This is a genomic window from Methylobacterium sp. C1 (assembly GCF_001854385.1).
GTDB classification, from domain to species: Bacteria; Pseudomonadota; Alphaproteobacteria; order Rhizobiales; family Beijerinckiaceae; genus Methylobacterium; species Methylobacterium radiotolerans.
Window position 1 is genome coordinate 279,311 of record NZ_CP017640.1, and the last position, 14,114, is coordinate 293,424.

Here is a 14,114-nt window from a genome sequence, read left to right on the forward strand (position 1 = left end):
GTACATTGAAGGTGTGGTTGACGATCTGCTAGGCGACGGGCTCCGTTTTAGCGGTCCGATGGCCCGCCACGCGCTGCAGGAAGCGCTGCAGGAAATTCGTGTCGGACGGCGGGTTCTCCTCCGCGCCGCGCGCGGCCGCGTAGAAGGGATCGGCGTAGCAGGTCGCACCGGTGGCCGCGGCCAGGAATTGGACCGCTGCGACCATCTCCGGGGCGCCGGCCGCGAGGACGATGTCGTCCCGCGTGAGCATCGGCATGTGGAGGGTCGGTCGCCCCGCCCGGGCATCCGGAGGTGGGTTACTGCCGCTGCAGGTCAGGATCGTCGTTGCCCCGCGCTCGCGCAGCCAGTCGAGCGCCGGGCGCATGTAGAGGTTCTGCGGGTGCCGCGCGCCGGCCACGACGAGCAGCTCGCGCTCCGGCTCGCGCAGCCGGCTCGCGCGTGCGACCGCCCAGGCCGGCGCCCAACCGACGCCGGACGAGACGACGACGAGGCGACCGCGTCCGAGCCGGTGGAAGGCGGCCCCGAACGGACCCTCGACCTTCACCGCCGTTCCCGGTCCGACCTTGTTGCCGAGCAGCGGCGAGACCGCGCCGTCGGGCTGCCGGCGGATCTGGAAGATCAACTCGTTCAGTTCGCCCGATCCATCCGAGCGCAGGGTCGGGCTGTAGTCCCGTGCCGGCAGCCCGGCGAAGGAGACCCGGACATACTGGCCCGGCAGGTAGATCAGCCGCTTGCGCAGCGCGACCGTCACTTCGACGATCTCGGCGGTGAGATCGACCACGCGGTCCACAGTGCCGGCGCGCCGGACGGTCTCGGGAACCTCGTCGAACTCGATGACCGTGTCGCTGGTCAGGCGCGCCCGGCAGGCCTGCACGGTCTCGCCGATGCGCGTCCCCGCATCGTCCACCGAGCCCGAATGGATCCGGACGCGGCAGGTGTCGCACTGACCGGTGGCGCAGTCGTGCGGGATCGCGCGTCCGGCCGCCAGACCCGCGTCGAGCAGGGTCTGTCCCGCGACGGCGCTGACGCGCCGTCCGTTGATGATGAGGTCGACGCGATCGGCCATGGCGCGCTCCCGCCTCAGCGCAACAGGACTTCGACCGGCCGCATGTGCCGCGTGTGGCGGGTCTGCGTGTGATCGAAGGCCGAGACGTACAGGTAGAAGGTGTTGCCGGGCAGGAAATCGACGTCGTACTTGCTGCCGGTCGCGATCTTGCGGGAGGCGACCAGAGTCCAGTGGTCGTCGGCCCAGTCGGCTGCCGCCGAGATCCCGGCGCGATCCCCCGTATAGCCGTCGGTCATGAGGACGCCCGGCATGACGGTCCCGACCGGGATCTCCGCGTCTGCGGCCGCTGTGTACGGCACCGTGTCGGTCTTCTCGACCATCCACCATTCCGAGCCCGGCGAGGTGCTGGCGTCGAAGGCGAGATCCACGGTGCCGAGCTTGGCCACCGTCGCGCGCCAGTCCTTGGGAAGCCGCAGCGGCTCGACCGCGCCCGCGTAACCGCCGGGACCCTCGAACTTGAAGTTGTAGCGGTACGCGCTGGTGCCGGGATCGCCCCAGTAGCCGGCCTGATAGCGGCCCTTCACGGCCCGCTCGGCGGCGGTCGGCTCGGTGGGCGGCCCGATATGCATGTCCTCGACGACGCCGAGCATGCCGCCCCGGGCCGCCTTCCACTGCCACATGTCGATGTAGCTGCCGTCCGTGGTGTAGTGGTAGCCGCGGCCGTTGAGCGGGGCGGGGGCGTCGGGCAGGGGCCGGGCGCCGAGATGGGTCGATCCGCCGCTGCCGAAGGCGTCGGATCGCGAGAAGATCACCGCCAGCTTGTCCTCGTAGTAGGCGGTCACGTCCGCGCGCGCGGCGTCCGCGTCGAGGAGGTGCCAGCCGTCCGCCTTCTTGATCATCGGGACGCGCTTCAGTGAGCGCGACGGATCCCACCAGCGGAAGGCGAAGTACACGTTCGCGTCGTCGCGGACCGCGCGGATCTCGACGGTCGTCTCGCCGGTCCCGCCGAAATTGGCGCCCTGCATCGTCCGGACCGAGACCGGCCGCGCCGTGCGCCAGACCGGGTCTTCGAGGAGCTTGGACAGGTCCGGTCCGGCCGACACCTTGTCGACGACGAGTGTGGAGCGGCCCTTCACGTCCGCGAAGGCCAGGCCGCCGACGACGGGGAGACCGATCACGGCGGCCGCCAGGAGCGGCCGCCGCCGCCGCGCCGCGCCGTCCGCCAGGGCCGCGGGACGGAACAACCGCAGGAGCTGCCAGAGCCCGCCGTACATGAAGTGCGCGAGGGTATGGACCGCGATGTAGGCCATCGCCACCAGCGCGCAGGTGGCGTGCAGCCACACCACCCAGCCGCCGTAGCCCAGGTAGAGCGCGACCCCTGTGCCTGTCAGGATGAGCGTGACCGCGTAGATCAGCCAGTGCAGCGCGACGTTGATGCCGCCCCACCGGGCCTTCCGGGCCGCCTTCGTCCGCCCGCTGACGCGGAGGGCGCGGAGCCGCGAGAGGCTGTTGCGGTCGGTGAGACGCCCGCGCACGAGGTAGACGAGATAGGCCGTGATGCCGAAGAACAGGGTCAGGCCGGCCACGAAATGGACGGTCCAGACCTCTCCCTGCGGGAGCATCGGCGCCAGGAACTTCGCGGTCCGCGCCACGGGCGCGTCGGCCGAGATGCGCAGGCCGGTGAGCAGGCTCGCCACCATGGCGATAGCGACGATCCAGTGGATGACGATCGTCCCGACATCGGAGCGAGGATGCCGGTCGGCCCGCGCGGCGGGCGTGCTGCGCCAACCGGAGGCGGCGTCGGGTCCGCCGGGCGGATGCGGCGAGAGGGTCAGCGGTTCCGACATTCGTTTCTCCGCACCGTCGCCGCAAATTGGACTCGCTACGTTAGAACTTTGTAAATCACGATGACGGCTCGCGGATATAGCCGAGCTTTGCAATCTTGAACTCTTGAGGAACATGCTTAACGGGCGCGATCGTCCGCGCGCGTCGGGCGGGCCCGCGGCGTTGCCGCCCCGCCGCAGCGCCGGCAGGACAAGGCGCGCCGACGGCGCACATCGTCAGACGAGGCCGATAGGCCTCGCTATCCGCGCGATAGCGGACCCGTACGCGGCAGCGGCCTCTTCTTCGTGGCCGTTTCGGAACGCGTTCTCCGAGGCCGCCCCCAACTCTGTCGTCGGATCAGTTGTCCCCTGATGGGTGGCGGACGGTCGCTCGCCGCTGCCCGCAACGGGCAGCGCGGCGGGTCTCGGTCCGCGCCACTTCAACATCGAGATCTGAACACGATCCGGCCCGCGAGGTCCTCTTGCAGGGCGGCTCCTCTCGTGCGGCCCGACCCGTTCCGCCAATCCGACGCGGCCGCGATGGCCGGGATGCGCCGAACGCGCGCTCACCTTCTCGCGATCGCTTAAGATACCGAAACAAATTTCATGAAGTCAATTCCCGTTGAATTATAGAAGCGCAATTTATTTGTAAAATCAATCCTTGACGGATACGGTCAAGCTGCCTCTCGATAGAGCGGCCAATTCTCCAAACCACTGCGACGTCGCATCGTGTCGGCACCCGAACACGTGCGTGAACGCGGATTGTTGGGTTGACGCCTGCAGTGGCACGTCCACGGCGTCGGATGCGGGGTTATGATGACCAGAATCAAGGCGCTGCTACTGGGCTGCTCGGCCCTGATGATCCCGATCGGCGGTGCGTACGCCGCCGATCTCCCGACATTCAAGGCGGCGCCGGTCGAGTTCGTACGCGTCTGCAACGCCTATGGCGCCGGATTCTTCTACATCCCAGGGACCGATACCTGCATCCGGCTGTCCGGAAGAGCGCGGTATGACTTCCTGTATCAGACCAGCAAGGTTCGTACGGGCGGCGGCGGCGACCTCACCGGCTATCTCGGCCTGATGCGGTTGAATCTCGATTCGCGGACCCAGACCGATTACGGAACCCTGCGCGCGTTCCTGCGCATCGACGTCGCCAACCGCAGCGGGCCGTTCCTGACCTCGGGATCCCGGCAGCGCGAGAGCTTGGCCATTGCGGGCCTCGGCGCCGACGCCTTCGGCCGCACACAGACCTACGTCAATGCCGACAAGGCCTTCATCCAGTTCGCCGGACTCACCGCGGGCCGTGCGTCCTCGTTCTTCGACTTCTACGCGCACGATTTCGAGCTGATCGGCGGTACAGCCGGCTCCGATACGTTCAGCACGAACCTGCTCGCCTACTCGGCAGTCTTCGGAAACGGCATCACGCTGACCGCCTCGATGGAGGACCCGACCTACCGGCGCTTTCCGATCTTCGGCACGGGCTCGGCGGTCGGTGCGTTCACGGCGGGCGGCGGGTTTGCCGGCTACAGCAACGCTTTCAACCCGTTCACCCCGTCGACCTGGCTCGCGCCGATCGTCGTCGGTGCGGGCAACGTCGCCTTCGTCGACGTCACGCAGAAGAGCCGCATGCCGGACTTCATCGGCGTGGCCCGCATCGACCAAGCCTGGGGCTCGGCACAGCTTTCCGCCGCCGTTCACGAGATCAATGCCGGCGACGCCGGCAGCACGGTCGCGGGCATTACCACCGCGACGGCCGGTCTTGGCATCTCGCCCACGGGACGCGCCTCCAACGCCTACGGCTGGGCAGTTCAGGGCGGCCTGAAGGTCAACCTGCCGTTCATCGCGACGGGCGACACGCTCTACCTGCAGGGCGCCTACGGGCAGGGTGCCATCGCCTACACGGGCATCTCGAACTACACGGCGCCGTACGACGCTCTCGGTGCGGCGCCGGTCGGCGGCGGCTCGTTCGCGCAATACTATGCGGACGCGGTGCTGAACCCGACGACCGGTCGACTCGAGCTATCGACCTCGTTCTCCGCCGTGGCGTCCCTGCTCCACTACTGGTCGCCCGCTTGGCGATCGGCCTTCTTCGGCAGCTACGCGCAGATCGACTACAACTCCAAGGGCCGCAACGCGCTGGGTCTGCTAGGCTTCGGCTTCGCCCCGGCCGGGGCCAGCGCGTCCAACGCCTTGGCCTTCGCCACGAGCCCCATCCTGCGGGGCAACAACCAGATGATCACCGGCGCCAGCCTTATCTGGACCCCGGTGAAGGACCTCGATATCGGCGTCGAGGGCGAGTACATCCGCACGGCGCTGAATAGCGGCGTCACGCCGGACATCTCGAAGAACGCGCTACGCTACGTCAATTCGCAGGACGCGGCCCAATTCCGGTTCCGCGTGCAGCGAGATTTCTGAGCCGATGTGACGCTTCATCGCGAACGCACGATCTAATCTTGAGCCCGACCGCGAGGTCGGGCTTTTATATTTGGCTGCGGACATACATCGTCGAATGAATTCGAGTACATTAAACAAATAAAAGATCTTTTGCTTGCGCATCGCGCGGAATCATCTACAAAGAGGGCAGCTCTTCAGCGGCCTGCTTCGCCGCCGAGCGAGCGGATGCTATGGTTTCAGAGTGGCTGTCCCGGGTACCAGGGCATGGCCCGTCTGACCCAGAGCTTCAGACCCATAAGACTTCGCCGACCGGGCAACCGGTCGGCTTTTTCATGTCCGCTGCATGCTCCCGCCGTGCGCGGCAGTCCGCGAGAATCGAGCGGCGCAGCCCCACACGCGGTCGCGGTGGTCGCGATCCTGGCGGATCTGTACCACTGCACCCGGGAAAACAAAAATATTTGTAATATTGAAAACTACCCAAAGAGTAGAAGAATTATTATTCAATAAAATATAGAGTTTAAATCAGTCATGCGGCATCTTGCAGGTACGTCGCCGTTGGGCGACAGCTCGAGAAGCGGGAGAACATCATGAAGAACATCGTCCTGGCCTGCTCGATGGGCGCAGTGCTGGTCGCGGGTCCCGCCTTCGCCCAGAACGCGGGCGCGGCGATCGATCCGAGCCTCATCATCCGGACGAACGGCAGCGGCCTCGACCCATGGTCCGCGTCCGAGGGCAACGACAAGGCGGGCGGCATGTGGGAAGGCGCGACCGGCTACAGCGCCGCGGTCCAGCGGCCCAGCGCGATCGAGACCGTCCCGGCCAATCGGCAGTGGAGCCGCCTCAACAGCCGCGAGCGTCGGCGCGGTCAGCTGTCCTACTGAGACCCCTCCGAGGCCATGCGCCCGGCCGATCCCGCGGGACGGGATCGGCCGGGCGCGACGGCGTCAGTGGGACGCGGCGGGCAGGAGATCGACGGACGGATCAGTCCCGACCGTGTGGGTCCAGCTAAGGGTCACGCGGCAGCCGGTCCCGTCGGAGGCGATGTCGAAGGCGGCGCTGTGCAGCCGCGCGATGGAGTCGACCAGGCTCAGGCCGATCCCGAAGCCGCTCTTGTCGGTCTTCAGCGCCCCGCGGCGGTACCGGGCCCGGACGGCACTCAGCTCCTCGGCCGGGATGCCGCAGCCCGTGTCCGTGACCTGGATTCCCAGCGGATTCCGGATCAGCGCGACCGTCACCACTCCTCCGGCCGGCGTGAACTTCAGGGCATTGTCGATCAGGTTGCTCGCCGCCTCGAAGATCAGGCTGCGGTCGCCCTCGATCGCACAGGTGTCTTCCGGGCGGTCCCAGAGGAGTTCGATGCCGCGCTCGTTGGCGAGGGGTTCGTAATACTCCACCGCGTCCTCGAGCAGCCGACCGAGATCGACCTGCGTGAAGCCCGACCGGCGCAGACGGTCTTCCATTTCGGAGATGCGCAAGAGGGCCGAGAACCGGACGACGATGGTCTTGACCTCGGCGAGGACGTCCTCGTTGAAGGTGCGAAAGGTCTCCACGCTGTCGGCCTTGCGGAGCGAGCGCTCCAGCGTGCCGACCACCCGGGTCAGCGGCGTGCGCAGGTCGTGGGCGATGTTCTCGTTGACGCCCTTGATCTCCAGCATCAGCCGCTCGAGCTGATCCAGCATGTCGTTGACGACGCGGGTCAGGTGGGCGAGGTCGGCCGAGACGCCGCGCGTCGGCAGGCGCTCGCTCAGGTCGCCGCGCATGATGCGCTCGACCGCCTTGGTGATCGCATCGTTCTGCCGCAGTGAGCCGGCGCCGAAGACCACGGCACCGATCAGGCCGATGACGATGGTGGCGGCCATCCCCCAGACGAAGGTCTCGACCAGCGCCTTCTCGAGAGCCTGAAGATCCTGGGCCGAGCGGCTGACCAGGACGTATTCGCCGCTCGGGAGCTCGGTGAGCTGGCTGAACAGCGTGCGGCTGCGGTGGTCCACCGGCTGCGACAGGATGAACGGCCTCCCGATCGGCGCCTGATCGGGAAAGTCGATCGGCGCGCCCGCCCGGCGCACGTGGTCTGGTCCGAACAGGACGAGCGGACGGCCGCCTTCGGCGAAATCCTCGGAGGCGTCGATGCGCTCGCGCAGCGCCCGCGGCGACAGGCTCAGGAGGTGCTTCGACTCCCACCCGACCCACTCGAACGCGGCCTTGCGGCCGTAGCTGCGCGTGTCGACGTATAGGAAGCCCGACAGCGCGAGCGACGCGGTCCCGAAGGTCGCGAAGAACAGGCAGGCGACCCGGAAGCCGCTGGTGCGCCGGATCTCAAGAAGGCGCACGGAGAATGAAGCCGGTGTTGCGCACCGTGTGGATTCGCGGGTTCAGCCCGTCGGGATCCAACTTCTTGCGGATCTTGCCGATATGGACGTCGATGACGCTGGACTGGTGGTTGAAGCTGTAGCCCCAGACGGATTCGAAGATCATCTTACGGCTGACCAGCGTGCCGGCGTTCTGCATCAGAAACTCGATGATCGCGAACTCCTTGGGCAGGAGCTCGATCTCGCGCCCCGCGCAGTAGAGGACGCGCTCGATCAGGTCCAGGCGGAGATCGCCGACCACCAGCTCGTTCACCGCCTCGGCCGCCATCTTGCGCCGGGCGAGCGCGTCGACGCGCGCCGTCAGCTCGATGAACTCGAACGGCTTGGCGAGGTAGTCGTCGCCGCCGGCGCGCAGCCCGTCGACGCGCTCGTTGACGGCCGAAAGGGCGCTGAGGATCAGGACCGGCGTCGAGACCTTGGCGGCGCGCAGCTCGGTGAGCAGCGACAGGCCATCGATCTCCGGGAGCATCCGATCGAGCACGATCACGTCAAAGTTACCGTCGAGGGCCTTGCGTAGTCCGATGCTGCCGCTCGGCGCTTCGTCTACCTGAAATCCGTATTCCGCGAGGGCCGACCCGATCTCGGCGGCGACCCGCCGGTCGTCCTCGACTACCAATACGTTGGCCATTCGTTTTTCCTTCTTATTTTGTATTCGCCGGCCCTGTCTGGTCTCCTGCGGCTCGGAGGGAGGAGTGCAATTATCCTCTTCGGTCCCGGAGTCAAATGGGGTCCGATCGCGGCCGGCGGTCTGCATCATCGGGGCGGCGAAGCTTACGGGAGAGCGGGGGCTCTGGACCATGCGCCTCACTCCGCGCTCGCCTGCTCTGAGAGCTTGGCTGTCGGGCCCTGCGAGGCGACGGAACTCCTGGGGTTGACGCGGCTGCCGTCCTGGAGGCCGGCGGGCGGGTTGAGGACCACGGTGTCGCCGCTCTCGAGGCCGCTGCGCAATTCGAGGCGCGTGCCGAGATCGCGCGCGATCGTGATCGGGCGCAGCCGGACGGTGCCGTCGGCCCCGACCACGGCGACCCGCGTCCCGTCCGCGTCGAAGATCAGCGCCTCGGACGGCACGATCACGCGCGGATGCGTGCGCGGCACCGCGAAGGTGACGGCGACGTAGAGACCGGGCCGGAGAACCCCGTCCGGGTTGGCGACGTCGACCTCGGTGTCGAGCGTCCGCACCGAGGATCGGAGAGCGACCGAGCTGCGCGACACCGAGCCGGAGAACGCGCGGTCCGGGATCTGCGCGACCTGAACGCGCGCCTTCACCCCGTCGCGGATGCCCACGGCGGCCGATTGCGGCACCTGCACCGCGACGCGCAGCACATCGGTGCTGTCGATCGTGAAGAGCGGCGTCCCGGAGCCGGCATCGCCGTGGACGAGATCGCCGACATCGACTTTGCGGGCGGTCACGATGCCGTCGAACGGCGCGACGACGTTCTCGAATGTGGTCAGCGTCCGGAGCCGGTCGACGGTCGCCTGCTGGGCGGTGATGTTGGCCTCCGCGACCTTCACCTTCGCCTGCGCGGCGGCGAGTGACGCGGTGGCGGTCAGCATCCCGGCCCGGGTCTGGTCGGCATTCTGCTTCGAGGCCCAGCCTTGCCCGGCCAGGGTCGCGGTGCGGGCATCGGTGACGTTCGCGAGCGTCACGCTGGCCTCGGCCTGCTCCACGTCGGCCCGCGCGACCGCGAGCTGCGCCTCGAACTGGCCGAGTTGGGCCTCGGCCTGCCGGGCCTGCTGATCGAGGTCGGGCGCGGTGATCCGGACCAGGAGATCGCCCTTCTTCACCCGCGACCCGATGTCGACCCGGCGCTCGGCGATGTAGCCGGTGGCGCGGGCGAAGATGTCGGCATGGTCGAAGGCCTCGGTCTGGCCCGGCAGGGTCAGCATCATCGGCCCGTCATCCACCTGCGCCGGCCCGGTGCGGACGTTGGGCACGAAGTTCACGGCCTCCGACTGCGTCAACAGAGAGGCCTGATAGGTTTCCCAGTGGCGCCACGCGCCGAGCCCGAGGGCGCTTCCGAGCGCCAGGAGCGCCACGAGGAACGGGCGCTTGCGCGGCGGCGGCGGCACGGCGTGGACCAGCGCCTCGCCGGCCTGGTCCTGCCGCAGCGGGTCGATCTCGACCGCAAGCCGGTGCGCCCGCGCGGCGGCTTCGGCGCCGCTCCCGGGGGCGTCGTTGAAGTCGGTCATCAATAATCCTCGAGGGGCTTGATCGGGTTGCGGCGGAGCAGGGTGTAGAGAAGGGGGACGAACAGCAGGGTCGAGACGGTGCCCATCCCGATCCCGCCCATCACCGCGCGGGCGAGGGCGGCATTCTGCTCGGCGCCTTCGCCCGCCCCGATCGCCATCGGGATCAGTCCCAGGAACATGGCGGAGGCGGTCATGAGCACCGGCCGGAGGCGGGTATGGCCGGCCATCAGGGCGGCCTCGCTGGCCGAGCAGCCGGTGGCTTCGCGATGCTCCTTGGCGAAGGTGACGAGCAGGATCGAGTTCGCGCTCGCCACGCCGACCGACATGATCGCGCCGAACAGGGCGGGGATCGAGAACGCCGTGCTGGTGATGAACAGGCTCATCACGATGCCGCAGAAGGCCAGCGGCAGGGCGGCGATGACCACGAAGGGATCGACCCAGGTCTGGTAGTTCAGGACGAGCAGCAGATAGACCGCGACCAGCGCGATCCCGAGCCCGATCTCGATGCGCGAGAAGGCGCTCTCCATGCTCTCGATCTGGCCGCGCACGAGAATCTTGTCCGGAGCCGGGAGCCGGACCTGCTCCTCGGCGACGATCCGGTCGACGGCGTTGCGGACGCTGCCGAGATCGGCGTTCTGGACGTTGGCGAGGATGTCGTAGGTCGGCTGCTGATTGACGTGGTTGATCACCGTCTGCTCGGGACGCCGCTGCATGGTGGCGATGTTCGACAGCAGGATCGGGATGCCGGGCCTGTCATGCGCGGTCGCGTGCACGGAGACCGGCGTGTTCATCAGCTGCGTGATGTCGGCGTTGCGCCATTCCGGCGTCTGGACCCAGAGCTGATACGGCATGCCGGACTTGGGATCGGCCCAGAAGTTCGGGCTGACCTGGAAGGAGCCGGAGAGCGAGACGTTGAGGTTCTGCGCGATGGACTGTTCGCTCACGCCCATCTCCGAGGCGAGCCTGCGGTCGACGTTCACGTACATCTGCGGGGCGTCGACGATCTGATGCAGGTGGACGTCGACCGCACCCCGGACCGCCCCGATGCGGCGGACGAGGTCCTGCGCTAGCGCGAGGTCCTCGGCATCGTGACGCCCGGACACCTGCACGTCGATCTGCGCGACCGTCCCGAAATTCAGGATCTGCGTGATGATGTCGGACGGCTGGAAATAGAAGGTATCGTCCGGGAAGGCCTCGTGCAGGATCTGGCGCAGCCGCTTCTCGTAGTAGGAGATCGGTTTGTGCTCGCCCTTCAGGTTGATCAGCATCTGTCCGTCATTGTACGCGACGAAAGAGGCGTCCATGAAGGCGAAATTGTAGTTCGAGGCGGGTAGGCCGATATTGTCCAGAATGAGCCCGAGCTCGTCCTTCGGGACGACCTGTCGGACGACGTCCTCGACCTGCGCGAAGGTCTTCTCCGCCTGCTCGATTCGCTCACCCGGCCGCGTGCGGATGTGCAGGGTCATCTGGCTGGATTCGATCTGCGGGAAGTAGTCCTGCCCGACGAAGGGGAAGATCGCAGCTGTCACCGCGACGACGGCGAGCGCGCCGCACAGCGCGCGGGCGGGATGGCCGAGCACGGCGGAGAGGAGGCCGACATAGCCGGCGTGGAAGCGCGCGAAAGCGCGCTCGAACGCGTTGCGGAAGGCGAGGGGCCCGCGCAGCGGATACCGGAGGATCCAGGCGAGGGGCCGAGTCACGCCGCCGAGAATCCGGCCGAGGACGGAGCGGCGGGGCGACGCCCCTTCGGTCTCAGCGATCGGGCCGCCGTGGTGCCGTGCGTATTCCGGGGCGACGAGGACGTCGATGAGGATCGCCACGAGCGTCCGCGACAGCAGGTAGGAGGTCAGCATCGCGAAGACCACAGCCTCGGCCTGCGGGACGAAGAGGTAGCGGGGCGCGTCGGTGAGGAAGAAGACGGCCGAGAAGGCCGAGCAGATCGCGAGCGTGGAGATCAGGGCCGGCTTGGCGATGCCGGCGACGCCCTCCACCACCGAGCGCCGGAACGAGAAGCCTTCCTCGAACATCCGGAAGGTGTTCTCGATGGCCACCGTCGCGTCGTCCACCAGGATCCCGACGGCCAGGGCGAGGCCTCCCAGGGTCATCACGTTGATGGTCTGGCCCAGGGCGACGAGGATCGACAGGGAGGTCAGGATGCAGAGCGGGATCGAGACCAGCACCACGATGGTCGAGCGCCAGGAGCCAAGGAACAGCAGGATGGCGAGACCGGTGAGCCCCGCCGCGATCACCGCCTCGCGCACCACGTCGGAGATGGCGTCGGAGACGAAGACCGACTGATCGAACAGCGGCGTGATAATCATCCCCTTCGGCGCGGCGGCGTGGATGTCCGGCAGGGCGGCCTTGACAGCGTTGACGACGTCCAGGGTCGAGGCCGCGCCGTTCTTGAGGACCTGCAGCAGGACGGAGTGGTGGCCGTCGGCGCGGACGACGTTGATCTGCGGGGGCGCGCCGTCCCGGACGTGGGCGACATCGCGCAGCAGGACCGGCTGGTTGTTCTCGACCTTGATCGGGATGCGGTTGAGCTGATCGATCAGCTGCGGGCTCGAATTCAGCCGCACCGTGTATTGCTGCGTCCCGATCTTCGCGAGACCCGAGGGAACCACGAGATTCTGCGTGAGGACCGCGTTCAGGACATCGAGCGGTGTCATGCCGATCGCGCGCAGCTTGGCGGGGTCGAGATCGACCATGACCTGACGCGGCGCCCCGCCGTAGGGCGACGGCAGCGTGGAGCCCGGCACCTCGGCGAGCCGCCGGCGGGTCCGGTACTGGGCGTAGTCGAAGACCTCGGTGAGCGGCAGCTTGGAGGACGACAGCGCCATCTGGATGACGGGCACCGAGGACGCGGAGAAGCGCATGATGACCGGGGGCTGCACGCCCGGCGGCATGCGCGAGCGGATCGCGTTCATCGCCGAGTCGACCTGGGTCATCGCCAAGTCGATGCTGACGGCAGAGTCGAAGTAGATCCGCTCGGTGACCGTGCCCTGGATCGCCGTCGACTCGATCCGCCGGATGTTGTTCACGTTGCTCGACAGCGAGAACTCGCTGTAGTTCGTGATGCGCTGGACCATGTCGGTCGCGTCGAGACCGTTGTAGGTCCACACCACGACCACCACCGGGATGTCGACGGCGGGCAGCACATCCTTCGGCGCGACGGCGATCGAGCCGAGCCCCGTGAGGAACATGAGGACGGCGAGAACATAGAAGCTCTTGCGAAATTTCAGGGCGAACCGGACGAGTTCCATGAGATCAGTCGGATGTCCTGCCGTGGCCTGGCCTCGTTCCGCGCGGCGTGTCCGCTGGACAACGAGCCGATCGAGCCTCGTTTGCGAAGAGAAGCCTGGGCAATAGCCCGGCGCGACGCAGATATAGCCTTCGTAAAATCGCTGTTCGAATGAATTCGGCACGACAAACTGAAGCGGTTTTAAGAAACTTAAAACGACACCGGTTCTCTGAAGTGTGAGACTGATCCGCCACCGGCCCATCCTGCGCAGCGGATCGCTATCGCCGTTTCTCGCACCGGGTATTGAAAAAAGATTTTGAAAAGAAATTCGATCTTTGCTGGCGTAAATCTTATTTTCTTGCGGCCCGAGGTCATCTTGTACGATCGTCCCGAAAACGGGACTGGCCGATCCGGCGAAAGCGGTCGGGGCGGGGGGGGGGCGGTTATGCTGAATGCGCAGCGGAAAGCTGTCCCTGGAATGCCCGCGTGAAGGTGGTCCCTCCTGAATAGACCGGCCGCCTATCTCGCGGCGGCGACGTCATTCCAGCCTGAGAAACTCGGCGACCGGCCTGCGCGCTGCCGATCACGCGCGCTCGGGGAGAAACGCGCCCATGGTCAGACGATGTTCACGGCTCCTCGTCTTGGCGCTGTCGCTTCCGCTGCAGATCGGCCCGGCGCTGTCCGAGAGCGAGATGCCGGCGGGCGGTGCGTTCATGAGCAGCTACACCGCGGATCCCTATTTCGATCCGCGATCGCGGTACGCGCAGGTCCACTCCGCCGGAGACATCCGCGGACAGCCGATGATGGCTGAGCCGGGCGACGCTCAGCCGCCCTGCAAGCTGTTCGACACCGCCTGCGCGGACGCCTTCGAGCGCTCTCGCCCGCACGCGTATCGCTAGAGCCGTTCGTCGAAGGGGCCGAGAGCGGGCGACGAGCCCGCGCCGAGCGCGCGACAGAGCCCGCCGGACCGGAGGCGATCAGGTCAGAGAGTCGTGCAGCCCCTTGCCGTAGCGGGGCGCGAAACCGGCGCTCGGGTGCCGCCCGCGCACGATCCGGCGCACCCGACGGTCCGCGCCCCGGCAATCGACGTG

Annotated in this window: 9 protein-coding genes; 3 read left to right on the forward strand and 6 right to left on the reverse strand. The window is 67.4% G+C overall.

The window, feature by feature from the left end; genetic code table 11:
- Positions 1-28 precede the first annotated feature (28 nt).
- Positions 29-1,066 (reverse strand): 2Fe-2S iron-sulfur cluster-binding protein, encoded by a 1,038-nt coding sequence (locus BKE41_RS01310; protein ID WP_029358298.1) that lies wholly within the window; start codon positions 1,064-1,066, stop codon positions 29-31.
- Between the two features lie 14 nt (positions 1,067-1,080).
- Positions 1,081-2,853: an ethylbenzene dehydrogenase-related protein gene (locus tag BKE41_RS01315; protein WP_070998330.1), complete on the reverse strand. Its 1,773-nt coding sequence runs from the start codon at positions 2,851-2,853 to the stop codon at positions 1,081-1,083.
- Between the two features lie 789 nt (positions 2,854-3,642).
- Here BKE41_RS01315 and BKE41_RS01320 point away from each other — a divergent pair.
- Positions 3,643-5,244, forward strand: a complete 1,602-nt coding sequence (locus BKE41_RS01320; RefSeq protein WP_083374253.1) for a porin — start codon at positions 3,643-3,645, stop codon at positions 5,242-5,244.
- 566 nt (positions 5,245-5,810) lie between these two features.
- Entirely contained in the window at positions 5,811-6,104 is a 294-nt protein-coding gene (locus tag BKE41_RS01325; RefSeq protein ID WP_070998331.1) for a hypothetical protein, read from the forward strand.
- A 63-nt stretch (positions 6,105-6,167) separates the two neighbouring features.
- Here BKE41_RS01325 and BKE41_RS01330 read toward each other — a convergent pair whose 3' ends face one another.
- The 4 genes from BKE41_RS01330 to BKE41_RS01345 are packed head-to-tail and all read right to left on the reverse strand — an operon-like array spanning position 6,168 to position 13,045.
- Entirely contained in the window at positions 6,168-7,553 is a 1,386-nt protein-coding gene (locus BKE41_RS01330) for a HAMP domain-containing sensor histidine kinase (RefSeq protein ID WP_024827795.1), read from the reverse strand.
- Positions 7,540-8,391 carry a response regulator transcription factor gene (locus BKE41_RS01335; protein WP_312892335.1) on the reverse strand — a complete coding sequence of 284 codons (852 nt, stop codon included), beginning with the start codon at positions 8,389-8,391 and terminating at the stop codon, positions 7,540-7,542. The genes BKE41_RS01330 and BKE41_RS01335 overlap by 14 nt, the downstream gene beginning before the upstream one ends.
- Before the next feature lie 5 nt (positions 8,392-8,396).
- Entirely contained in the window at positions 8,397-9,782 is a 1,386-nt protein-coding gene (locus BKE41_RS01340) for an efflux RND transporter periplasmic adaptor subunit (RefSeq protein ID WP_070998333.1), read from the reverse strand.
- Positions 9,782-13,045 carry an efflux RND transporter permease subunit gene (locus tag BKE41_RS01345; RefSeq protein WP_070998336.1) on the reverse strand — a complete coding sequence of 1,088 codons (3,264 nt, stop codon included), beginning with the start codon at positions 13,043-13,045 and terminating at the stop codon, positions 9,782-9,784. The genes BKE41_RS01340 and BKE41_RS01345 overlap by 1 nt, the downstream gene beginning before the upstream one ends.
- A 589-nt stretch (positions 13,046-13,634) precedes the next feature.
- On the opposite strand from BKE41_RS01345, the gene BKE41_RS01350 reads away from it, so the two are divergent.
- Positions 13,635-13,922, forward strand: coding sequence for a hypothetical protein (locus BKE41_RS01350; protein WP_070998337.1), 288 nt, complete (start codon positions 13,635-13,637; stop codon positions 13,920-13,922).
- Positions 13,923-14,114 lie beyond the last annotated feature (192 nt).

Excerpts from the sequence above, each read along its gene's own strand:
- BKE41_RS01325 (WP_070998331.1), top strand. The coding sequence starts at position 5,811 with ATGAAGAACATCGTCCTGGCCTGCTCGATGGGCGCAGTGCTGGTCGCG.
- BKE41_RS01315 (WP_070998330.1), bottom strand. The coding sequence starts at position 2,853 with ATGTCGGAACCGCTGACCCTCTCGCCGCATCCGCCCGGCGGACCCGAC.
- BKE41_RS01310 (WP_029358298.1), bottom strand. The coding sequence starts at position 1,066 with ATGGCCGATCGCGTCGACCTCATCATCAACGGACGGCGCGTCAGCGCC.
- BKE41_RS01345 (WP_070998336.1), bottom strand. The coding sequence starts at position 13,045 with ATGGAACTCGTCCGGTTCGCCCTGAAATTTCGCAAGAGCTTCTATGTT.
- BKE41_RS01340 (WP_070998333.1), bottom strand. The coding sequence starts at position 9,782 with ATGACCGACTTCAACGACGCCCCCGGGAGCGGCGCCGAAGCCGCCGCG.
- BKE41_RS01335 (WP_312892335.1), bottom strand. The coding sequence starts at position 8,391 with ATGGTCCAGAGCCCCCGCTCTCCCGTAAGCTTCGCCGCCCCGATGATG.
- BKE41_RS01350 (WP_070998337.1), top strand. The coding sequence starts at position 13,635 with ATGGTCAGACGATGTTCACGGCTCCTCGTCTTGGCGCTGTCGCTTCCG.
- BKE41_RS01320 (WP_083374253.1), top strand. The coding sequence starts at position 3,643 with ATGATGACCAGAATCAAGGCGCTGCTACTGGGCTGCTCGGCCCTGATG.